Here is a 23,201-nt window from a genome sequence, read left to right on the forward strand (position 1 = left end):
GGGCTAACTTGCGCAATCTTTATTATTTTAAGTTGTAATATCGTCACCGGAATTATGCTAGGGTTTGTCACCTTAGTCATTGGCCGAATATGCAGCGGTGAGTGGCGTAAACTTCGAGTGGGCGTTATCGCCATAACCCTTGGTTTAGTTGTTTTCTACATGGGTGGTTGGGCGATTTAATCCCCTAAGATCCTCATTACTAAGGCCAGCCATTGATGTTGGCCTTTTTTATTTTTTATTTTTTATTAATGATCAGCCATAAAAAAGCCTATCCACGCAAGGTGGCGGGCAATTCAATAGGCCCTCTGTCACTTCTGCGCATAACATCACTGCATCACCATTAACCACGACAAAAAGTCGACTACGAATGTGAAAAATACCAAGTGTAAACCAAAGTAAAGTTAGTTGATAAAGTCAATCAACTTAGGGTAAATTGCGCTGATTGCAGCAATCTATTTTCATGTCAGTCAATGAATATGAATCGCTAAATGTGAATAATAAAATGTCATCAATGATGGTTAATGGAAACTTAGTAAATGAAAACTTGGAAAGACGATTTAGGTAAAACACTCTACGTCATGGATGCACTACTGTTAATTGGATTTATATTAGTTTGCGCCCCTAAAGCCACAGGGGTTTTATTGCACGAATGGTTAAGCTTATTGTTTATAGTCCCTTTGGTTATTCACCTATTACTGCACTGGGACTGGTTAAAGTCACTGCCTAAAAAGTTTGTCAGCCAATTATCTGGTGAAGCCCGTTTTAATGCTGTGTGGGATTTTATTTTCTACCTAGCAATGCTGATGGTTATTTTAAGTGGCTTTTTGGTGTCAGAAGTGATGCTACCTCAGCTAGGGATTCATTTTGACATCCTTCCGGTATGGTCAAAAATACATCACGACCTAGGCAATCTATTGATGCCAATGCTAGGGATCCACTTAGCAATGCACTGGAAATGGATTAAGGGTATGAGTAAAAAGTTTTTCAAAAAACAAACAGCAAAAAAGGCCTAAATTATGAAATACCTTAGCCACAAATGGAAAAGTCGTAGTTTTATTATTCTGTCAATTTCACTACTATTCACCGCTTTATTGTGGACAGTATCCCTGAGTGAGTGGGCGACAACTATCAATATGGTTATTAGTGAACCCCACTCAGAACCGAATATTTCACCATTACTTATCGGTGTTATTTCACTTGTCAAAGTCACCTTGTTAACACTGATACCGGCTGTGTTGTGTTTTGGAATTATGACTTTTGTCAGTTCAATATCGCGCTTTTTAAAGTTTCGTTCCCACAACATGAAGCTAAAATCCTAAGGATTAATACCTTGCGCTGGTAATTAATTGCCACAGCCGAACTGTAACATCCTCAATCCACAACTTACTTAAGCCATAGCAAAAGTAAGTTGTGTTGCTTTTCTCTTTATCGAATCGACCACTCAACTGCACCAGCCCTTATAACTTCCTGCGTCTTTGTTTACCAGAGTACCAATAGCTGATCTTGTCATTTATAACCCGAAAAACTAAAAGCTCCCCCATAGCAACCAAAAACGATTTAAGTTATTGTAGTACAAATAGGTATAACTCGATGATAGTCCCTGTAAACGTTAGTAGTGCAGTGTGAGCTAAGCGCCTGTCAATAAGCTTATTGGAGCGATTATTCAAGATTGAAATATGGTTATTTAGCCTATTATTCAACGTTAACGCCTTCTATAACTTGATTAAATTTACAACTTATTCTGTTTTTAACTGATTTAACTTAACCGCATTTAAGGTCTAGCCGTGCCCTCTCAGTCCTATGTAAAAAAGAACCTTTCCCTTGCTTGGCCATTAGCATTAAATGGACTGCTGATGCAGTCCATGTTGATGATAGATACCTTATTAGTATCGCCTTTAGGCGAAATCCCCTTAGCGGCTATGGGCATAGCCACTGCTATTGTTGCTGCTATTTTGGGTATTCAAATGGCATTGGCCAATGGTACCCAATTGGTGTTGAGTCGCGCCGTTGGCTCTGGCAATAATCAAACACTATCAAAAGCATTCTGGTCTGGGATGATGATTAACTGCTCGGTGGGCTTGCTTTTTTGGATATTGCTAACCCTGTTTGATCGCCCTTTAATTGGCCTGCTGACAGACAATGTGTTGTTACAACAAGAAATTGCCAGTTACTTAGTGATTTCAAAATACATCATACTTTACACTGCACTAACCCAGGTGATGATTGCCCTGTTTAATGGCTTGGGTCGCACTAAAATTCCCTTTAAAGGGTATCTCATTGAGTTGCCCATTAACGCCGTCTTGTCCTATTTACTTATTCATGGTTATCAGTTTAGCGATACGATCGCAATTGAAGCTATGGGCGTTCAAGGCGCCGCACTAGGTAGCATTATTGCCATAAGCGTGCGGCTTATGTATCTGGGATCATATATGAAATTCAGCCCTGTAATCGAAATCACGCTGCCAGATAAAAACACCTCAATGAGCCGCAATATTCGGCTGCATTTTATTGAGATATTCCCGATTGCAGCCAACGTCACTATGCTGATGATAGGGGTGACTGTGTATCAGTTGCTGTACTCACAGCTCGACATTAATGCCTATGTCGCCATCACCTTGGTGATGCCTTGGATTAAAGCGGGAACCCAATTTATTGCGGCTTGGTCGCACTCATCAGCCATTACCATTAGCCAAGCGATTGGTTCTAATAAGATGGATGATTTGAGTAAAAACGTTGATACCAGTATCGATATTGCGGTGGTTATTTCAGTGATTTGCGCAATGCTCTTTGGTCTTATGAGCATTTTTATTGCCGATATTTACCCACATTTAGATGCAGCAACCTATCAAGCGTTAGCTGTCATTGCGCCGCTATATATCTTTTTGCCCATCGTGCGTGGTTACAACACGGTTCATGGCAATATATTACGAGCAGTGGGTAAAACTACCGCAGTATTCAAAATTAACTTTACTGGCCAATGGGTGATTTCAATCCCCTTATGTGCACTGATCATTTTAGTCTTTGATGGGTCAATTTTTTGGGCCTTTGCTATTCAGCCATTTGAAGAAGTCGTTAAAGCCCTGCCGTTTAGGCAACTCGCCAGAAAGTCGCTAAAAGAGTTCGATCATAAAAAAGCCCAAGCATTGATGTATGACTAAAACCTTTGTCTACAAAGTGCTGCTATTGTCAGTGACAAGTAGAGAATTGATACACTCAACAGGTTTAGATTTTTTCAGGCGCTATTGAGCTAGGCAGATTTATTGCCTTTACCAGCTAATCCACCATTTTATGATCTCGGCCAAATTACCAAATGCTAATACTTGCTAGTATCGCGGCAAATTTCACTGAGTAATAAATATGCAATTAGATTTAAATGGTATGACGCCACAACAGTTTCTTGAACAGTATTGGCAAAAGAAACCACTGGTGATCCGTCAAGGCTTTAAACACTTTGAAGACCTGCTTTCACCAGAAGAAATGGCAGGGCTTGCTTGCGAAGACGTGGTTGAATCGCGCCGCGTGTTTAAAGCAAACGATGAATGGCAAGCTGAGTTTGGCCCATTTGAATCCTATGAAGAGCTCGGTGAAACTGACTGGACCTTAATTGTCCAAGCCCTTAATAACTGGGTGCCAGAAGCTGAAGAACTGCTCAAATGTTTTGATTTTATCCCTCGCTGGCGCTTAGATGACGTCATGGTCAGTTATGCGACACCGGGTGGCGGAGTTGGTCCTCATATCGATCTCTATGACGTATTTATCTGCCAAGGTTCTGGCCGACGTCGTTGGAGAGTTGGCGATCTTGGGCCGCACAAAGAGTTTGCAGCTCATCCGGCATTACTGCACACCGAAGCATTCGACCCGATCATTGATGTTGAATTACTCCCTGGCGATATCTTGTATCTGCCACCAGGCTACCCTCATGATGGGGTAACCCTTGAGCCATCAATGAGCTTTTCTGTGGGTTACCGCACTGCATCGGCAAAAGATATGATCAGTTCAATGGCCGATCACATTATCGACAAAGATTTGTGCAATGAGCAAATTGCCGATCCTGACCGCGCCTTAAGCGAACACTCAGGTATTGTGAACAGCAGCGATCTTGAGCGAATTAAACAGCAACTTTTTGCCACCCTTGATGACAAGCTAGTCAGTGAATTTAGCGGTCGCTACCTGACTCAGTCTAAGTGCGAACTTGATTTACCCGAAGAGAGTTTAGGGTTTCAAAGTTTAGATGTGACTGAGCAGCTTAAGCTGCAACCTTTAGTAAAGCTTGGCGGCCTGCGCACGCTGTACTTTGAAACCAGCGTTGCTGATGGCGTGCTGTATATCAATGGCGAGCAACTGCAACTATCTGCGGGCAAAGAAGCCTTAATCGCACTGCTATGTGATACCCAAGAGCTTAGTGCACAAGACCTAAGTCCATGGTTAAACGATAACGATGTGCTTGAGCAATTAACCGCTTGGGTCAATGCTGGTTACTGGTATTTTGACGACATCGACTAAATCAGATTGGCTCAGATAAGCTGCAGTTGATGAACTCACATCAGTAAGTCAATTAACATCGCGTAAAAAAGCGAACCATCTGGTTCGCTTTTTAATCGACAAGTTTTAATGGACAGAATAAAAGTTAAAAACCCGCAATAGTTGCTTTTCGCTGTTTATTTACAATGCAAAAATTACCGCGCTTAGTGCGGCATTTTGAGCAGGTTTCACATAGGGCTTGAGCTCTATCACCATTTTGCCAACGCTTCACTAGATCAGGCTCTGACAATAATGGTCTTGATAGGGCAAAGTATTGAATATTGGTATTCGCGGCAATGGTTTCTATGGCATCAATGTCCGTTAGCCCGCCTACAGTAATAACTGGTATATTCACTTCACGACTTATCACATCGCCATATTGATGAAAATAACCCTGTGGCTGAATGGTATGCCCCTCAAACGACTCACCAATCATGTCATTAGCTTTACCATGAATATTGCCAGAAATGATAATGGCATCAACGCCAATGGCTGCAAGCTTTTTACAAATAACACGGGTTTCAGCAAAGGTTAAGCCACCTTCAAAAAAATCACAGGCGGTTAATTTCACCAGTATCGGGTAATCATCACCCACCAGCTTTCTGGTTTCCGTATAGATTTCAACTAATAAGCGCAGGCGGTTTTCTAGGCTGCCACCATATTGATCATCTCTTTGATTGTAATAAGGGCTTAAAAACTGATTAATTAAATAGCTGTGGGCCCCATGAATTTCAACCCCATCAAAACCTGATTGTTTTGCCCGTAAACTCGCTTTCGCAAATGCCTGCACTATGTAATCTATCTCGGCAATGGTCATGGCTTTACCTAAGGTTTTTGTGCCACGCTCGCAAACCTCACTTGGGGCAAAAATCACTCTTTCACCCACGTTGTAAGTGGTTTTGGTGCCACCATAGGCCAGCTGCATGGCTATTTTGGCGCCATTACGGTGAACTAATTCCGTTAGCTGTTTGTATTCCTCGATAAAGGAGTCGTCGTACATGCCCATCATGCCCGCATTGGGTTTTTCTTCTGCGACGATATTGGCATAACCTGTAATGATCAGGCCGACTTCACCTTGAGCAAGCTCTTTGTATATGGCGTATAACTTTTCTGTCATATGGCCATCTTCAGTTGCCATATTTTCCCAAGTCGCACTGCGGATAAAGCGGTTCTTTAACTGCATGCTGCCAATGTGGGTTTCTGTATACAAAGTGCTCAAGTTACATCCTCTAAAAAGCGTCATCTATTAAACGGCGGCATTATAAAGGGCGTTGTTCAACAATCAAACAACTACAATTCAGAAGTGAGACCTAGCTATATAGTCCAAAAGAGGTAATTAACTAGGGCGATTGAATAAGAATATCCGCTAAGGGGGCGGCTGGTGTACTACATGAGGTTGATCTAAAGCTCTTTTTACGAAAAGCGTTATGAATGATGGCGCTTTGCCGTATTATTCAACATAGCAAACTAAATAGTCAATTAAGCCAAAGCAGCTATCTTTGCGAGCAAAACAGCTAAAAATAAGTATCGCGGTAAAGTGTTAACTATTTAAAAAGGCTAGGCAGTTAACTGCCTAGCCTCAAAACCTTTAGCTAGCATCAACACGTTTCGTTAGCATCAAAAGACAAAGTTCACCATCAAGCTTAATAACTCAACATCGGTACTTTCACCCCAAATAATTGGTGGTGCGGCAAATTGCGCTCGGTTTATTGGATTATCCCCTAAAATGGACTGGTACTCAGCATTAAGTGAAATCGATGAAGTCACATCATAGCGAAGCCCTATAGTCACCCCTTGACTCTCTCTAAGCTCACGACTCTCGGCATAAACCACATAGGGAGTAAAATCATCGATTGCATAACCAACACTGGCGTACCAATTACTTTGCAGCTCATCATGTTCAAATTCAGCCATAAACTGCCAAGCATCTAAACTGTATTCTGCCCCCAAAGTAAATACACTTAACTCATCAGCAGTAGGGGCTGGGCGTAAAGTATATTTAGACCGTAAAAATCCAGTATGGATACGATAATTAAACCCTACTAAATCGACATATATTCCGGTGGTATAGTCAGAATCAAATTGCATCAATATCGGCCCTAAATTCACCTCAGTTAAGCGGCCGAAACCATAATAAGGTGAAACGGTAAGTGATATTTCATCAGATAATTCATATTGCCAAGCCAGCGAAACACCATCGTATGAGGTGGTACCTAAAATCGAGTCGTAAATCTCACCCGGCGGCCTTGCCCACGCATAGGCTTGGCCAACAAAATAAAACTCAGAGACTAAAAACAAGGGTAAGCGCAATCGGCCAGCCCTTACTTTAAAGTCACTAAATTCATAACTTAGGTAGGCCCATTCTAACTCAGGTTCGCTCCATTTATCTTGGGTGCGCTTAACCACTTGAGCTGATGCATCAAAGCCCTCAAACACATCTAAATCAAGTTGTATTCCAAATAAAGTATCACAGTCATAACAGGTTTCATCTGTTATTTCCCGGTTAATAAATAATGGCGCTTTATTGTCTGATTTACTGATAGATGTTGAACCAAAACCACTGATGGAAAAGTTATCAGTCAGCTCTATCGCAGCTTGTGCATTGGTTGCCATGCCAAGGGTTAATAGTAAAATTATGTATTTTCGGTTTAATAACATGGCTACTCTCCTTGTGGCACTGTGATTAAGATATTAACTTCTTCAGGCACCGACTCTATCGGAGCATATGCAATACCATTAGGATTGTCGTTCAGCCATTTGAGGATCTTCTTTATATCATCACTGTCTAACTCTTCTGGTGGCGAGCCTTTGCCGGAGAAAGCCAACCCGGCCCAATAACCATTCATTTGTGAGACCGATTTACCCAGCAACATGCTATAAAACTCTTCGCGGTGCATGGAGGTTTCAGGTAGATCAACTAAGACAATTTTAAAGCTACCTCCGACTTTTTTAGACTTACCTCGATATAACATTCTCGCCTTACTTTTACTTAAAGGCGGCATGTCATCATTAAGGCTAAAAATAGCGAATTCGACCTCAGAGCTTTTGCTGGTATCAGCCTCTAAAGCCCAAGTTGATGGGGATAAAATTAATGCAGTAAGAAAGATAAGCCGCCTTGTGCACAATCGACTCAAAAAAAAATGCTTCAGGCTCAATAAAAAGGCTTTGTGGTTTAATCCATTAATCATATAAAAACCTTCATTCCTAGATAGTTTTTGTACTATGCTAAACATAGTCAGAAGTTTTACTAATCTAAACTTAGCCAAGAACCCTACGATATACAACTTTATAGCTAACTTTTTTATGGCTAATTTTTACTCAAGGAGCTGAGATGAATTTATTGAATCGTATTTCAATAAAAGCAAGGATGTTGGCACTAGTCTTGTTACCATTGGTTTTTGCAGGTTTTTTATCAGCGTTAGAAATCCAAAAACAAACTGATAATGTGCAAGCTTTAAACAGCCTTAACAACAAAGTGACCTTTTTAGAGTTATTTTCCCAGCTTAATCGGCAAATTACTCAAGCGCAAGACGCGCTCAGCGGCCAAGATGAGCCCTTTGTATTATCCCAATTCACATCTATTACTGAGAAACTGTCTGCGTTATTACCCACAAGCTTTAGCGCTCAACACAGTGAAGATATTCAAGCATGGTTTAACAGCACTGAAGAAGCCTTAGCTGAATCGCCAGCCCTTACCAAAGAGGATTTATTTGATTGGTCAATTTGGATGAACGAATTGCAAAACCAAGGGTTGATGACGCTAGAAAAAGATAAGCTTGATGTACCTGAAAAAATTAACCAGAACTTGACGATTTTATTTCAATTGCAATGGCTATCACTGTGGTCTGCAGAAGAAAAATGGCTAATGGATCAACTGATAACGAATCGAGGCGACGAAGATCTGCTGAGTCAATTGAATATGAGCGCTGAAAGACAACAACTGTATGTCGATCGCTTTATTAATATTAGCGCCAAGCCTGAGCAAGTAGACCTGTTATTAACTACCTTTTCAGATCAAGCATTCCAACAAAGTTATCAGCTGCGCAGCCAATTTCTGCAAGGGAATGAAATTGTTGATAATACAGATGCTAACTTGGAGGTGTTTAATCAGCGTTTGAACTTAATTCAATATGTTGTCACTACCATTTCAGAGCAATTATCCACCAATATTCACTCTGAAATAGCAAAGTCTAAGCAGCTTATTATTATGTTCTGCGTTGCATTGCTAATATCGCTCGTTACTATTGGCACCATTGGCGCAAACCTTTACCGCCGCATTCTAAAGTATCTGCATCATGTGATTAAAACCATGTCAAAAATTGAAAAAACACATGATTACTCAAATAAGATAAACGAAAGTGGTAAAGATGAATTAAGCTACTTCTCTAAAAAGCTCAATAACCTAATTCATGAACGCTTTTTAAATGATGCCAAAATCTTGCAAGCAAAATCAGATGCAGAAAGAGCTAACCAAGCCAAAAGTTCTTTTTTGGCCAATATGTCCCATGAGATTAGAACACCGTTAAATGGCATTATTGGCATGTCGGAGATAATGTCAGGCACAAGGTTAACTCCTTTGCAAAATGAGTACCTGCAAACCATAGAAACATCCTCACATACCTTATTACTATTGATTAACGATATTCTGGATCTTTCTAAAATTGAGTCGGGTAACCTGTCTATTGCTTACAACGACACCAATATTACCGAGGTCATCTATGACACCCTCACTATGGTGTTAGCTAAAGTCGTTGAAAAGCAACTCGACCTTAAAATTGAAATCCCTGAACATATGCCTCACTTAGTATCACTTGACGAACATAGAATGCGCCAAGTATTAATGAACCTTCTGTCAAATGCAGTTAAATTTACCAATAACGGCTTTATTAAAGTCGCTGTGAGCTGCGATTACGACGAAGCTAACTATGCCAATATGAAAATTAAAATATACGATAGCGGTATTGGTATTAAAGAAGAAAATCACCAACAAATCTTTTCACCTTTTATCCAAGAGGATGGCACCATCACTCGTGAATTTGGTGGTACAGGGCTTGGGCTGGCAATTTGTAAACAGCTAGTGGGGTTAATGGGCGGCGATATAAAAGTTAGCTCAGAAAAAGGTAAAGGCAGTTGTTTCAGCGTTGAACTTAAAGCCCGCATCATTACCAAAGAGCAGCCTAAAAGAGACGAGTTTAAACACCTGACTACGGCAATTATTTCCAGTAATAATGATATTATTGATGCTATTGATGCTGCCTGTAGTAAACATGAATTTAGCATAAATTACCGTTACCCATCACCGTTTGACTTGTTACAGGATAAGCAAAAGTTTGATCTGTTATTTATTGATAATGCCTCAATGAACCGAGAGGCTTTAAAAGCATTACCCGAATTACTCATGCTGCAAGATAGTTTTTCCATTGCCATTAATAGCCCTTCTGAGCAGCGAACATTAGATAACATTGACGCCTCTATCACCATACCACTGCTTGGCAGGCGCTTTAGCGATGCCATTCGTAATGGCATCGAAAGTCGTACTCTGCGCAACAAAGTCACCCCAGCTGAAAAAAAAGCCGCCAATGATGGTATTGATAAGCAAGAACAACCACGCACCATTCACGGCATGATTTTGATTGTCGAAGATAACCTCGTTAATCAAAAGGTCGCCTCAGTGCTAGTCAAGCAAGCGGGCTATAACTTCGTAATTGCTAATAATGGGCTTGAGGCGTTTGATTTTATTAGTGATGGCAAAATATTTGATGCAATCTTAATGGATTGTATGATGCCCATTATGGATGGTTTTACTGCCACCCAAAAAATCAGAGAGTGGGAGCAAATAAACCCATCTGTGCAACGGCTGCCAATCATTGCACTTACCGCCAGTGTACTGGATCAAGATATTGAGAAATGTTATGAATCAGGAATGGATGATTATTTGGCAAAACCATTTGAAAAGCATGTTCTTATCGAGAAAATAAAACAGGTCACCAAGCTTGCAGGTTAGCTGTAAGAGTATTTGCAGTAATTGAATTTAGGCTAACACCAATAAGCTGATTGTATAAATGCCTGATCATATAAATGCCTGATTTGCTGACTGTATAAATATCTGATTATATAATTGGCTGATTACCTGATTGTATGAATGCCTGATTTGCTGATTATCTTGAGATGCAACCAAACATCGAAAAATCACTAATCGCTATCAATTACCTTCATATTAAGCGTTTCTGCTGCAATAATTTTTGTTTTTCCTTTTGTTTTTTATCTCGTGATAAATGTTTTGAACTTTTTAGGCCGACACATTTATCACGCTTAAAGCGTCGCCAGCAGGGCATTTCATTACTGGCAACGCTATATTTTGCGATTAAAATCGCCACTGAATTATAACCTGAGCTATACCTTAACCTTAGCAGCGCCAAAGCTATTTTCAAACTCTTGATCTAGATTGGCATTATCGACTTTATTGCCCTTTAAACGCTCAACCACAAGGTAATTTACCGGAACCAAAATCAAGGTGATAAAGGTGGCAAATATAATCCCAAAGCCCAATGATATCGCCATTGGAATTAAGAACTGCGCTTGGGTCGACTTCTCTAATAATAGCGGCATTAGGCCGATAAACGTGGTCAAACTGGTGAGCATAACCGGTCTAAAACGTTTTGCACCTGCGGTTAATACCGCCTCCGCTAATGCCATTCCATCTGCACGTTTTTTATTAATAAAGTCTACCAGCACTAGCGAGTCATTGACCACAACGCCCACTAGCGCCAACATCCCCAATATACTGAAAATGGTCAGTGGCGAGCCCATTAACCAATGACCTAGTACTGCGCCAATTAAGCCAAAGGGGATCACGCTCATCACAATTAATGGCTGAATGTAAGACTTAAACGGAATTGCGAGTAGGCTATAAATCATAAACAACACAAACACTAAGCCCCATTGCAACGACCCAAAGCTGTCTCGCTGTTCACGAGCTTCGCCTTCAAGTGAGTGCCTTACTCCAGGGTATTGCTGCACTAAACCATCAAGGTACACCTTAAGATCTGCTTGTAGCACAGTCATATTGGTATTGTCTTTATCCACGTCGGCAGTGACATTTAACACCCGATAACGATCGATGCGTTGAATACTTGATGGGCTCTTACCTGAGGTCATTTTAGCCACATGACCAAGCGGCACTTGCGCGCCCTGACTGGTGGTAATCAGGACCTTTTTAAGGTCATCTAATGACTGACGTTCATCTAGCGGCAAGCGCAGCATTACTCGCACATCATCACGGCCACGCTGGATGCGCTGCACTTCTGAGCCAAAATAAAAGCTTCTTATTTGACTTGATACTTCCTGTCGAGTGAGCCCTAACGCTTTACCTTGCTCGGTTAACTCAATTAGCAGCTCTTCTTTACCGTTAGATAAACTGTCGGCAATATCAAATACTGTCGGGTAAGTTTTTAAATGCTGTTTAACCTGATCGGCAATCTCACGTAAGGTATCAAGGGAGTTTGCACTGAGCTGCACATCAATAGGATCAGAGCTTCGGCCAATTTCAGCGCGGTAAGTCACTGACTCAGCCCCAGGAATTTCACCAACACTTTTACGCCATTCAGTTAATAGTTGCCTAGAGGTAATATCTGATTCACGCTTCTCTGCTGGGGTTATTTCAAAACGAACCCCACCTGCATTTGAGCTACCGCCGCGACCACCCGTTGTGGCCAAAATATTAATGATCACGCTTTCACCGGTTTCTTCATCACGATACTTTTCTTGCAGCGCCTCCGCTTTTGCAGCAATGCTAATGATATGGCCATTGGTCACTTCAAATGGGGTACCCGCTGGCATGGTCAAGTTAAGCCTGACGGTTTCACTGGGAATGCGCGGGAAGAAGGTAAACTTAGTCCACCCCGTGGCCAACAGTGCCGCTATCACTAACAACACACTGAGAAATAAGCTCAAGGTGGCGGTTTTATGCTTTAGCGCTATGCGTAAAAATGGTTGATAGAACTGAATGATTGCTCGTTCAAATCCATCAGCAAACTTTTGCTGAAAAATCTCAAACTTATTATAATTTTCCTTCTCGCTGCGCATCTTAATATATTTAAGGTGAGCGGGTAGCACAAACTTAGATTCGATTAACGAAAACAATAATACTGGGATCACCACTATCGCAATTTGACCAAATATCGCCCCGCGAGTGCCTTCGATAAACAACATAGGTAAGAAAGCGGTCACTGTGGTTAAGATGCCAAAGGTCACTGGCGCGGCCACTTCTTGGGTACCAAGAATCGCCGCTTGCTCGCCATTGGGCGCAGTCTTAAGGTGGGTGTAAATATTCTCGCCAGTAACAATGGCATCATCCACCACAATCCCCAATACCAAGATAAAACCAAACAGGCTGATGACGTTTAACGACACATCAAAAAATGGCATCACAATGAATGCGCCCATAAACGAAACTGGAATACCAATAAATACCCATATGGCGATTGAAGGACGTAAAAACAATGTCAGTAATAGCAACACAAGTATGCCGCCCTGCAGCGCACTGCCTGTTAGGGTAGCAATACGGTTTTTAACGATTTCAGAATCGTCATCCCAATAGCTAAGGCCATAGCCTTCAGGCAAGGTTGCCTGACGAGAATCAATGTAGTCTTTCACTTTATCAGCCACATCAATCGCGCTTTGCTGACCAATACGATACACATCGATAAATGCTGCTTGTTGACCATTAAAGCGAGTTCTTACAGGGGTTTCTTCAAAGCCATCAACCACATTTGCAATATCGCCTAAACGAATAATGGTGCCGTCAGCGGCAGATTTAATGGCAATATTGGCAAACTCATCTTTGTAATAAGCTTGGCCTTTAGAGCGCAGTAAAATGTCGCCACCCTGAGTTTTTAAATTACCCGCAGAGATATCAGTACTAGAGGCATTAATCGCCCGTGATACTTCACTCAGAGTTAAGTTGTACTGGCGTAATTTGTTTTGCGATAAGGCTAATGACACTTCATAGTTACGCACCCCGCTTAAATCTAGTTGGGTGACACCCTCTAGGCGCAACAATTCATCGCGCACCACTTCAGCAAACTCGATGGTTTCTTTTTCGCTATATTTGCCGGTTACCGTTACTGCGATGACTTCACGCTTACGCTGGGCAAGGGCAATGACAGGTTTTTCGGCATCAACCGGAAAGGTGTTAATGGCATCGACGCGGCTTTTAATGTCCGCTAGCATTTCTCGGGGGTCGTAACCACTGTCAACTTCAATGGTGACCTGCGATGATGCCTCTGAAGAGCTAGAAGTGATTTTTTCTATACCTTCAAGGTCTTGCACCGCCTCTTCAATACGAATTGTTACCCCCTTTTCAACATCTTCAGGGGTCGCGCCACGAAGCGATACTCGAACAGAGATCCTTTCAGACTCAACTGTCGGAAACACTTCAAGTGGGATCTGCGTTGACAGTGAACCTAAACCTAATACCAGCAGCAACAACATTAATAAATTGGCCGCTACGTGATTTTTAGCAAACCAAGCAATCATGGCTGTGACTCCTCTTTACTAGCAGGTTTGGTTTTACGCTCGCCATCAGGCTTACTGCGAGACTTGCCATCGGCTCTGCCCTCACCTCTTGGGCCTCGCTGTGGTTTAACTTTATTCGTTGCGCCAACAACAGTGACAGGGGTGCCTGAACTCACTTGTCCAAGGGAGGTAATAACCAGTTCATCGCCACTTTTCAAACCTGTTCTAACTACCGAATCTTGGCTGTTTTGCCATCTAATGGTCACTTCTCTGCGTAATAACTTGCCATCATTAACCACATACACATAGCTACCTTGATAGATTGCTTTAGTCGGGATTACGATCGCTTGGCTCAGCTTTTTACCGGCAATATTGGCTGTCAGGTATTGACCAATTTTCAGTGGCATTTGCTGATTAGCTTGATAATCAAATGGATCATCAATTTGCGCCACCACATACAACTGCTGCGAGTTACTATCGATTGCACCTTCGGTGCGAATCAACTGCCCTTCCCATTTTTGCAGGCCTATTAAGTCAGACTCAAAACTCACTTTAGCCACCACAGACTTACCTTGCTCAGGTAGTTCTACCAGTGCTAAATCACTGTTATTGATTGGTAAACGTATTTCCACATAATCGGTGGCGTAAATCGTTGCCAGCTGACTATTGGTCGAAACCACCCGGCCTACATCAACATGTTTTTCTAAAATTCGCCCAGAAAAGGGGGCAACAACTTGGGTACGTTCCAAGGCCAAGTTGGCTTGTTCAAGTTTCGCTTGGTTAGATAGCATTGCCGCTCGCGCTGCAGCTAATTGCGGCTCACGCAACACCAGCGATGTCGGCTCGCGGCCATTACTCAGGCGCTGCCAATCTGCTAAGGCTTGATTAGTACGTGCTTGTTCTTCTAATAATTGTTGCCTAGCCAACATTAACCCAGCTTCAGCAATTTTAACTTCAGCTTGATAATCTCTATCATCAAGCTCAACTAACACTTCGCCAGTTTCAAAAAAACCACCTTCACGAAAGTTGGGGCTAATAGATAGAATTTGACCTGAAGCCTGCGTCACTAACGAGCTTTGGGTGCGCGGTTTTACCACCCCAAAACTGCTCACCTGAATTTGATAATCTTGTGGCTTAAGCACCTGAGTTTCAACCGACATGGCAGCTACAGCCATCGGTTTGCCACGCTTAGTGGTAGGTGGGTTTGAGGTAATCACCATAATAGTGGCAACCGCAACCGCAACAATGCTTACTGGGATCAGGTATTTCTTATTCATCATATTTTTCTTCTTCTGTCACACTGGCATCTAAATCGCCACCTAAAGCAAGGTGTAATCCGATACGGTTGGCAATGATTTGGTTTTTTAAGCTGATAACCGAACTTTGGGCCACAAAGGCACGATTTTGGGCATCCAGTACTGTGGTATAGCTGACAAGGCCGATTTGGTATTGCTCAAATGATAGGGTTTCAGCTTGGAGGGCATTGTCTTGCGCTTGTAAAGTTGAGCGATATTGCTGCTGCAAACTGGCATCAAGATCAAGGTTGTTTTCAACTAGCTCAAAGGCACTAAACAAAGTATTTAAATACTGCTGCTCTTGCTGCTTTAATTTCAGCTTTTGCTGCTCGGTTTGTGACTTTAAGCGACCGGCGTTAAAAATCGGTGCGGTAATACCGGCAAATACTGACCATGAACTGTAATCACCACTTAATAAGTTAGCAATATCATTACTGGCGGTGCCAATATCAGCCCCTAAACGTAAGGCTGGATAACGCTGCTTTTGAGTAAAGGCCACGACGGCATCTTGAGCGAGCAACTGATACCAAGCGGCTTGCAGTTGTGGTTTACGTTTAACGAGCTCGCTGGGGACGCCAATTTTAATCCCTTGTGGCAATAGCGGCAGTGTTTCATCTATCAGTAATTTACCTGCTGGATAGCCGCCTAATAAGCGCTCTAAGGTTCTAATATCTTTATTGCGCTGACTGCGCTGTGCCAACAGGTTTGAGTTTTCACTGTGAAACTCATTTTGAGTTAAATACACATCCAGCGCGGTGTTTAACCCTTGCAGGTAACCCGACTCAATGATGTCAAAATTAAGTTTGGCATTTTCGGTGCGACGCTCAAATAGCTTAACGAGCTCTGTTGAGGTCACTACCTTGTAGTAGGTAATCACCACATCAGCAACCAGTGCATCCCTTGCTTGCTGATAATTGGCCTCAGCAGTGAGTAAATTCAGTTTTGAGGCTTTAGCGCTATCGGATAACTTGCCCCAAATATCTAGCTCATAGCTAACATCAAGACTAAGACTATTGGAGCTAGACGTTGCATCACTATTTCCCCCTCTAGCACTATTAGCCGATAAGCTTAACTCTGGCCAAAAGCTGGCATCACTGACATTAAGCTGCTGCTTGTTAACCTCGACTTCAAGAGCTAACTGAATTAACTGCTGGTTGGTGTTCAGGCCAATACTGATAAGTTCTAATAACTGATCGGTAGCGATTGGTGTTACCCAACTTTGATTGTCTTTTAATGATTTGGCGTCGGTATGCCACGACGCAGGCAGCACAGGTTTAACCAAAGGCTCGTCAAGATAGGATGAACTGCTGCAGGCAGATAAAATGAATAGCGAAGTTGCAACCGCCACTAGCGTATAGCGTGTTTTCATTAACTGGAAATCCATTTTCGTTTATTATTATTTAATATGATTTAATATTATTTAGATGTTACGTGATTGATTTTAATTAGATCACTTTATAAAGAAAACTGCCAAAGGGTAACTTTGCATAGCTTTACATAGGTTATGTGAATAAAAGCAATGTATTGCAGCTAGGGACAAGTTTGCCGGCGGCTGTATCAGGCATTAAAGCAGAGGTTTCACCCAAAGTGGACAATGATGCAGGCTTATTAAATGTAACAAGCCTGCCGGTTTTTATTAAAAATTGTAATCAAGTTTTACCCAAGCGGTTCGACCCGGCTCATTAACTTGAAATAGTGGTGAACTACCAGGAATGTCATTACCCGCTCCAGAGCGACTAACATGTTCGGCATAGGTAATATCAAATAAGTTCTCAATACCAAAACTCACTAAAATATCATCATGCTTCCAAGAGCCATTGATGGCCAATGTGCCAAAACCACTGCTTTCAGCCAGATCTTGTCCTGAGATATTACCTTGACCAATTGCGACTCTATCTTGCGCCGCAACCATCCGCCAAAATAACCCAGCGGTCCAATTTTCAGCTTCATAATTCACTGAAATACGACCCTCTAAAGGGGATATTTGCCCTAGTGGTGTATTGTCAGTGTCATTCTCACCATGGCTATAACTGACGGTGGTTTGCGCCGACCATTGATCAGTAAATGGATATAGCAGGCCTAATTCGCCGCCCCAAATCGTTGCATCAATATTGTAAGCTGCGGTCTTGGCAGTATTAGCATCAATTAAGATGTAGTCTGCCACTTTGCCGTAATAAAACGCCGTGGATATTTCAATATCGTCTTGATAAATCCAGCCAACATCAAGCTGGGTGGTTTTTTCAGCATCTAAATCAAATGCCTTAAGTGACAAATCATTATTGTCTGCCTTCATGAACTCCCAATAGTCAGGAATACGTTGGGCATGGCCGCCGCCAATATAATATTGGCTTTTATCAGTCTCAAACTCGTAGCGAACAAAGCCACTGAATAAGTCATCATCACGGCTGCCTTGCTGGGCCACATATAAACTGGTTTGCCATTGATCCATTCTTAGCCCCGTCAAGATTTTACCTTGGTTAAGCTGATAACTTGATTCAACAAATAAGCCGGTATTGATATAAGCCATGTCCTGCATAAAGGGTTTTGCTAATAAATCATCTAGGCCATTATCTTCTGCTTGATTGATGCTGCGTCCTTTGTGCTTACTGTCCATATAGTCAAGCCCGACAATGGTTTCCCATTTTTCATTGGCTGAAATATCAAACCATAAATGACCACCTGCGGTTTTTCGTCTGACATTAGTGCCTGCATTTACGCCGCGGTCAAACTGATCCATAACGTGATCGTTTTCATTACTATATAACTGAAAATCAATATTATTCAGCCAGTAAAAATCAACATCCTTTTGCAGCAGAAAGGTGACATTTTCATTATCGATCACACGAGCTTTATTGGTTCTGTCAGCGTACTCAGCCTCACCGCTTGAGCTGCCATAAGCAAGCTCAACCACGGTTGACTCGTCGGGGGTCCAACCTAAAGCAAAATTGTAATTATTACGGTCATAAAGGGATTGAATGGTGGTACCATCACCGTCTTGATAATGATCGCTTTTAGACTTATTAGCATCAAAATCAATGTAATGGGTTTCAGTACCTGCTTTTATTTCGACTAAGTAATCTTCACGGCCAAAACTGCCACCGGTTACGCTGGCGCGACCTTCAAGGCTTTTCTCACTAAAGCTATGGCGATCTTTTTCAAATAATACCGTCCCTGCGGAACCTACTGGGCCATATTTTACTGTTTGTGGGCCTTTAATCACTGTAATGGCATCATAGGCTTCTGGATAAATATAAGCTGTTGGCGGATCCATACGTCCGCCACAGGTGCCATAAACATGCTGGCCATCATCAACAATACTGATGCGTGAACCGCCCATGCCTCTTAAAGAAGGGTCGCCACCTGCGCCGCCTTTTCTGGCGATACTAAAACCGGGGATGGTTTTTAAGTAACCTGCACCGTCATAAGCGGGCAGCGGTAATCTGGGCTTTTTGGGATCGGTGACAACTTTGGCAGGATCGCGCATTAACTCCCCAGTCACCACAAGGTAGTCATCACAGCTTTTATTATCGCAGTGCTGCTTGTGTTTTTTTTCTTGGGTGGTTTCAACAGCCTGAGTGTCTGTGGGATTAGCCTCAGTGGCTTGAACGAAGGAAGTGGGTAAAAAACCTAAAGCGACAGCGATAGAAATCATCAATTTAGAGCGGTACATAAACAGTCCTATGACAAACCTATAATATTTGTGCGGACATTTATAAATTAACCAGAACAGGTTTCAACTTAAAACCAACAAACTGCGACACTATGTCACAGGCTAATTAAAGGGAGGTCAAAAATACTAAACTCTTATAAATAAAAAACCTTTTATTCAAGTAGATAAGTAGGGGTAGCAGCCCATTTGAAATAACATCGCTGCCAAATAATAAACTGAATAAATGGATTTTTGAGCCATGGCGCTTAACCATAATAAGGGTTTTACCTTAATTGAGCTCGTAGTCGTTATCATTATTCTTGCCATTCTAGCGGTTACTGCCGCACCTAAATTCATCAATTTATCAACCGATGCCAGAATTGCGGCATTAAACGGCGCAGCGATAACTCAATAAAGTCACCTCCTCAGCCAAGTACATTAACCACAACTAATAGGGAAAATGTGACTCTGCTTGCTCTATATTCAAACCCACAGACAGATAAAATCATCTGAGTTAAAACTTATCGCCGACTAATTTAAGTGGTTATTAATTATTTCAAAAAATACCCTTTTTCGGCCTTAACAAGGGTCAAAATTTAAGACACAATGGAGATAACATCCATCTAGACGGCTAAACATGAAAAAATCATTAAAACAGCGTTCATCCGATCATCACCGTGGGATCTATTTTATTGGTACAACCCCACCAAAAATCGATACTGATTTTGAATCGGTCAGTATTATCGCTGATAAATTGTTAGCTCGCCTTGATGAGATAAACTTTGATGGTTTGATCATCTACGATATTCAGGATGAAACCAGCCGCATTGATACCCCAAGGCCTTTTCCCTTTAAAGCCACTCATGATTCTGGTACTTACGCTCAGCTAATCAATCAAAAGTCAGGCAAGCCAGTTATTGCTTATAAGAGCGTTGCCGGTCTTGATGAACAGGGCTTTAGTGAGTGGTTGTCCCGCGCTTGGTATCAAAATAATGTCAGAGACTTGGTATTAGTGGGATCCCCATCGACTCAGGTTGCAAGTTCATTACCATTAAATGACGCTTACCGCGTATTAGCGGCGCACTCTCAAGCATTCTACCTTGGTGGCGTGGCCATTGCAGAGCGCCATTTAAGTAAAAAAAATGAACATATTCGCCTGTTAGGTAAATCAAACCAAGGCTGTGAATACTACATCACTCAGGCGGTGTATAACGCCCAAGCAACCATTGATATGTTAACCAGCTACGCCAAAGAATGTGCGTTAAACAATATCAAGCCTAATCGCATCATCCTGACATTTTCACCTTGCGGCAGTGCTAAAACCTTAGAATTTATCAACTGGTTAGGTGTGTCGGTACCCGAAGCTACCAGCCAGCGTATTTTGTCGGCAGAAGATCCTCTGTATGAGTCAATTAAGATTAACCACAGTAACCTGCTGCAAATTTTGGCTGCTGTTATTCCGCTTAATATCCCATTAGGGCTCAATATTGAAAGTTTAACTAACCGTAAAACTGAGATTGATGCCTCGATTTTGATGTACAAACTGCTAAAGGGCACCATGGATCAAGCCTTAGCCCAAAATCAAATTGATCAATTTGTGCTAAATAAATAGTCCTCAGCGATAAAATCTTGCCCTATGGTGTTAATAGCCGCCATAAGGCAAGCTTTCAGCGTCAAGCGCCAGTAACAAATGGCTTAGCCATAAGCGCTTATATTGACTCTAAAAAATCACATAAACCACAATTAAATATTGAAAAAAACCAATAATATCAGTTATTGTTGAATTAAATATGGGGGGGTAACTGTAAATTAGCAGTAATGGTTAAAGGTCAAGTGTTAGCCTATAAGTCAGCAAGGTGCTTGCTAAGTCGAAGCATTAACCAACAGCGCTAAAGGCCCTCAGTTATCTCATCAACGCATTTCAAACAAAGGCACAGTCATCACTTAAACTTGCCTAATTTTTTACTACTTTTGCTTCAATGATAACCAGCAATGAGCTTTATTATGACTATAATAGCATTAGGTTTTGTCGACTTTTAACCTCGCGCATAAGTTCAATTTGTATCTGTTCAATTGAGGAGTAACTATGGATAGCCAAAAACTCAATACACTACTTGCCACAGTGACTGACAATGCCATTAATGCATATTGTCAATTCGGTGAAGAAATGCTGGTAGAAATTAATCGCTGGATTTCAAAGCCCGAGCAAAGTCGTTTTTTAAATGGCAATTCGCTGGACTTATTAATCAATAATCACCGCAACCACCTTGGGTTTATCTCCCAGGTTATTGAATCCCGTGATGGAACCGCTTTAGTGAAAGCACTTCCCTGGGTCTATCAGGCTTATCATTCTCAAGGGGTGCCATTTCTCTACTTTAAAGAAGAACTAGAAAAATGGCAGCAATTGATTTTAAAGACAATTCCACCAATTGAGGCTGCACAATTAGTGCAAATATACGATTGGATGCTTAGGGCCCATGATGAGTGCTGTAGCCTAATAAAAGGCAACCGAGAAGAAGAGTTTATTGCAATGGATAACCCCTTTCTCCACTATATTATTACAGGTGATCACCGTAACGCCTACAGCTATGCATTCAATAAAGTCACTACATGGGAAGACTTTGAGCGTTTTTTTAATAATGAGGCTCAGCCCGCTCTCTATCAAATAGGTTTGCTTTGGCAAAATGGTGACGTATCAGTATCCACCGAACATTTAGCCACAGCCATTACCAATCGTGTGCTCACTGGGCTGCTAATGCACCTAGACCTTCCAGAAATAACTAAACCAAAGATATTGGTAACTTGCGCGGCATCTGAACAACACCAAATTGGCTCATGGATGGTTGCCACAGCGTTAGAAGCAAATGAATGGGATACAACCTATCTTGGTGCCGACGCACCTAAAGATGCCATTCTTGATTATATTACAAATGAGTCACCTAAAGCCGTAATCATCAGCGTTACCATGCCTTACAATATCAAAAAGGCTCGAGAGATCCTCCAAGAAATCGACGCCTTATACCCACATATTAAAACCATTGTAGGCGGTCAGGCGCTGTCTTTTTTCCATGAACCGCAAGAAGTGCTTAAAGCCGATTTCATCACCAGCGATTACAAAGAAGCGATTCAAAAGCTCAACACCTGGTTAGCTTAATGAATATCCCCAGTGAACTTGCAATAGATATCGCAGAAAATTCGCACGTATTGGCTATCGCTGAGTTTGCTTACGATGGCACATTAATCAGTCACAACCGGGGCTTTCACTTACTGTTTGCTATTTTTCTATCTGAAACAAACAATTGGCATGACTTTTTTGCCGGTGCCCCTCGAGTGACACAAATAAAAGACCTTGACTCAGATCCGCAACTACTTAAAACCACAAAAGGTGAAGGGCTTTTATGTTCGTTTCGTAAAATGGAGTCCTCGTTCTATTGTATTGCTGAAATGTTGGAGCTAAAAGATGAAAAGCTAATTGAAGAAATAAGCAGTCTTAGTAATCTAATGGCGCAACTCAATTTTCAGCTTCGTCGCGAAAAACGGCAACTTATTAAAGCCCAAAAAGACATAGAAAGAATTGCACGTGAAGACCCACTGACATCCTTGCTAAACCGACGAGCATTTTTTGACATCATTAATCCCAAGTTGTCGTTAGCCAAACGACAAAACATGGAGGTAACCCTGTTCTTTATTGATTTAGATTTTTTCAAATCGGTTAATGATAATTGGGGGCATAATATCGGAGATATACTACTTGTGGCGATAGCAAATATGCTTAAAAAGACCCTTAGACTTGAAGATATTATTTCTCGCTTTGGAGGAGAAGAGTTTGTCGTTGTCCTTACAGGGCAATCGTTAACCGATTCGTTCATATTGGCTAACCGTATCCTAGAAAATTGCAGAGCGCTCAAAATTGCATCACTGGACAGAGTAAATACCCTTTCAATCGGCATTGCCCAGTGGGATAAAAACGAAGATATTAACAAACTTATTAAACGAGCAGATGATGCATGTTACATGGCGAAAAACAGTGGCAGAAATAAATACATTGCCTTAAGCCCTGAAACGGCAACAAGCCATTAATCATGGCTGCCCATGTTATTTTCAGAGACTGACCCAAGTGATTTAGTTCGGGAAATTAAAATATAAAAAAAGCCTGAAGCGATACTTCAGGCTTTTTGGTGTAAACGATAGCGAGTTTAACACTTGCTATCGTTTGTAAA

14 protein-coding genes and 2 pseudogenes are annotated in these 23,201 nt (G+C 41.7%); 9 read left to right on the forward strand and 7 right to left on the reverse strand.

Features of this window, described 5'->3' with window-relative positions; all coding sequences use genetic code 11:
• The 4 genes and pseudogenes from AB4140_RS16280 to AB4140_RS16295 form a co-directional block, all read left to right on the forward strand.
• Nucleotides 1–180, forward strand: a pseudogene (locus AB4140_RS16280) (permease); the annotation flags it as partial.
• A 356-nt stretch (nucleotides 181–536) separates the two neighbouring features.
• On the forward strand, nucleotides 537–1,013 hold the full coding sequence (locus AB4140_RS16285) for a cytochrome b/b6 domain-containing protein (RefSeq protein ID WP_303459077.1): 477 nt from the start codon (nucleotides 537–539) through the stop codon (nucleotides 1,011–1,013).
• Between the two features lie 771 nt (nucleotides 1,014–1,784).
• Nucleotides 1,785–3,158: an MATE family efflux transporter gene (locus AB4140_RS16290; protein ID WP_102435658.1), complete on the forward strand. Its 1,374-nt coding sequence runs from the start codon at nucleotides 1,785–1,787 to the stop codon at nucleotides 3,156–3,158.
• 199 nt (nucleotides 3,159–3,357) lie between these two features.
• Entirely contained in the window at nucleotides 3,358–4,503 is a 1,146-nt protein-coding gene (locus AB4140_RS16295) for a cupin domain-containing protein (protein ID WP_303445494.1), read from the forward strand.
• A gap of 124 nt (nucleotides 4,504–4,627) precedes the next feature.
• Here the strand turns inward: AB4140_RS16295 and AB4140_RS16300 are convergent, their stop codons facing one another.
• The 3 genes from AB4140_RS16300 to AB4140_RS16310 form a co-directional block, all read right to left on the reverse strand.
• The gene (locus AB4140_RS16300) at nucleotides 4,628–5,740 is read right to left on the reverse strand and encodes an NADH:flavin oxidoreductase (protein WP_372001747.1); all 1,113 of its coding nucleotides are present in this window, start codon (nucleotides 5,738–5,740) and stop codon (nucleotides 4,628–4,630) included.
• Nucleotides 5,741–6,138: 398 nt separating this feature from the next.
• On the reverse strand, nucleotides 6,139–7,179 hold the full coding sequence (locus AB4140_RS16305; RefSeq protein ID WP_372001749.1) for a porin: 1,041 nt from the start codon (nucleotides 7,177–7,179) through the stop codon (nucleotides 6,139–6,141).
• 2 nt (nucleotides 7,180–7,181) lie between these two features.
• Nucleotides 7,182–7,655 carry a hypothetical protein gene (locus AB4140_RS16310; protein WP_241901131.1) on the reverse strand — a complete coding sequence of 158 codons (474 nt, stop codon included), beginning with the start codon at nucleotides 7,653–7,655 and terminating at the stop codon, nucleotides 7,182–7,184.
• Nucleotides 7,656–7,852: 197 nt separating this feature from the next.
• Here AB4140_RS16310 and AB4140_RS16315 point away from each other — a divergent pair, with 197 nt between their 5' ends.
• Nucleotides 7,853–10,525 carry an ATP-binding protein gene (locus tag AB4140_RS16315; protein WP_372001751.1) on the forward strand — a complete coding sequence of 891 codons (2,673 nt, stop codon included), beginning with the start codon at nucleotides 7,853–7,855 and terminating at the stop codon, nucleotides 10,523–10,525.
• A 389-nt stretch (nucleotides 10,526–10,914) separates the two neighbouring features.
• Here the strand turns inward: AB4140_RS16315 and AB4140_RS16320 are convergent, their stop codons facing one another.
• The 4 genes from AB4140_RS16320 to AB4140_RS16335 form a co-directional block, all read right to left on the reverse strand.
• The gene (locus tag AB4140_RS16320) at nucleotides 10,915–14,058 is read right to left on the reverse strand and encodes an efflux RND transporter permease subunit (protein WP_372001753.1); all 3,144 of its coding nucleotides are present in this window, start codon (nucleotides 14,056–14,058) and stop codon (nucleotides 10,915–10,917) included.
• A complete protein-coding gene (locus AB4140_RS16325) occupies nucleotides 14,055–15,317 on the reverse strand; it encodes an efflux RND transporter periplasmic adaptor subunit (RefSeq protein ID WP_102435672.1) in 1,263 nt (420 codons plus the stop codon). The genes AB4140_RS16320 and AB4140_RS16325 overlap by 4 nt, the downstream gene beginning before the upstream one ends.
• Nucleotides 15,307–16,701, reverse strand: coding sequence for an efflux transporter outer membrane subunit (locus tag AB4140_RS16330; protein ID WP_372001755.1), 1,395 nt, complete (start codon nucleotides 16,699–16,701; stop codon nucleotides 15,307–15,309). The genes AB4140_RS16325 and AB4140_RS16330 overlap by 11 nt, the downstream gene beginning before the upstream one ends.
• Before the next feature lie 267 nt (nucleotides 16,702–16,968).
• Entirely contained in the window at nucleotides 16,969–19,002 is a 2,034-nt protein-coding gene (locus AB4140_RS16335) for a TonB-dependent copper receptor (RefSeq protein ID WP_303445499.1), read from the reverse strand.
• Nucleotides 19,003–19,240: 238 nt separating this feature from the next.
• Here AB4140_RS16335 and AB4140_RS16340 point away from each other — a divergent pair.
• The 4 genes and pseudogenes from AB4140_RS16340 to AB4140_RS16355 all read left to right on the forward strand — a co-directional run.
• Nucleotides 19,241–19,378 (forward strand): annotated as a pseudogene (locus AB4140_RS16340) (type IV pilin protein); the annotation flags it as partial.
• Nucleotides 19,379–19,618: 240 nt separating this feature from the next.
• Nucleotides 19,619–20,593, forward strand: a complete 975-nt coding sequence (locus AB4140_RS16345) for a methylenetetrahydrofolate reductase (protein WP_102520870.1) — start codon at nucleotides 19,619–19,621, stop codon at nucleotides 20,591–20,593.
• Nucleotides 20,594–21,067: 474 nt separating this feature from the next.
• Nucleotides 21,068–22,135 (forward strand): B12-binding domain-containing protein, encoded by a 1,068-nt coding sequence (locus AB4140_RS16350; protein WP_102476666.1) that lies wholly within the window; start codon nucleotides 21,068–21,070, stop codon nucleotides 22,133–22,135.
• Nucleotides 22,135–23,061, forward strand: a complete 927-nt coding sequence (locus tag AB4140_RS16355) for a GGDEF domain-containing protein (RefSeq protein ID WP_303445501.1) — start codon at nucleotides 22,135–22,137, stop codon at nucleotides 23,059–23,061. Before AB4140_RS16350 ends, AB4140_RS16355 begins: the two co-directional genes overlap by 1 nt.
• Nucleotides 23,062–23,201: the final 140 nt, after the last annotated feature.

This window comes from Shewanella sp. 10N.286.51.B2 (assembly GCF_041469265.1).
Taxonomy (GTDB): domain Bacteria; phylum Pseudomonadota; class Gammaproteobacteria; order Enterobacterales; family Shewanellaceae; genus Shewanella.

Excerpts from the sequence above, each read along its gene's own strand:
- AB4140_RS16325 (WP_102435672.1), bottom strand. The coding sequence starts at position 15,317 with ATGATGAATAAGAAATACCTGATCCCAGTAAGCATTGTTGCGGTTGCG.
- AB4140_RS16345 (WP_102520870.1), top strand. The coding sequence starts at position 19,619 with ATGAAAAAATCATTAAAACAGCGTTCATCCGATCATCACCGTGGGATC.
- AB4140_RS16355 (WP_303445501.1), top strand. The coding sequence starts at position 22,135 with ATGAATATCCCCAGTGAACTTGCAATAGATATCGCAGAAAATTCGCAC.
- AB4140_RS16350 (WP_102476666.1), top strand. The coding sequence starts at position 21,068 with ATGGATAGCCAAAAACTCAATACACTACTTGCCACAGTGACTGACAAT.
- AB4140_RS16305 (WP_372001749.1), bottom strand. The coding sequence starts at position 7,179 with ATGTTATTAAACCGAAAATACATAATTTTACTATTAACCCTTGGCATG.
- AB4140_RS16330 (WP_372001755.1), bottom strand. The coding sequence starts at position 16,701 with ATGAAAACACGCTATACGCTAGTGGCGGTTGCAACTTCGCTATTCATT.
- AB4140_RS16320 (WP_372001753.1), bottom strand. The coding sequence starts at position 14,058 with ATGATTGCTTGGTTTGCTAAAAATCACGTAGCGGCCAATTTATTAATG.
- AB4140_RS16285 (WP_303459077.1), top strand. The coding sequence starts at position 537 with ATGAAAACTTGGAAAGACGATTTAGGTAAAACACTCTACGTCATGGAT.
- AB4140_RS16315 (WP_372001751.1), top strand. The coding sequence starts at position 7,853 with ATGAATTTATTGAATCGTATTTCAATAAAAGCAAGGATGTTGGCACTA.
- AB4140_RS16335 (WP_303445499.1), bottom strand. The coding sequence starts at position 19,002 with ATGTACCGCTCTAAATTGATGATTTCTATCGCTGTCGCTTTAGGTTTT.
- AB4140_RS16295 (WP_303445494.1), top strand. The coding sequence starts at position 3,358 with ATGCAATTAGATTTAAATGGTATGACGCCACAACAGTTTCTTGAACAG.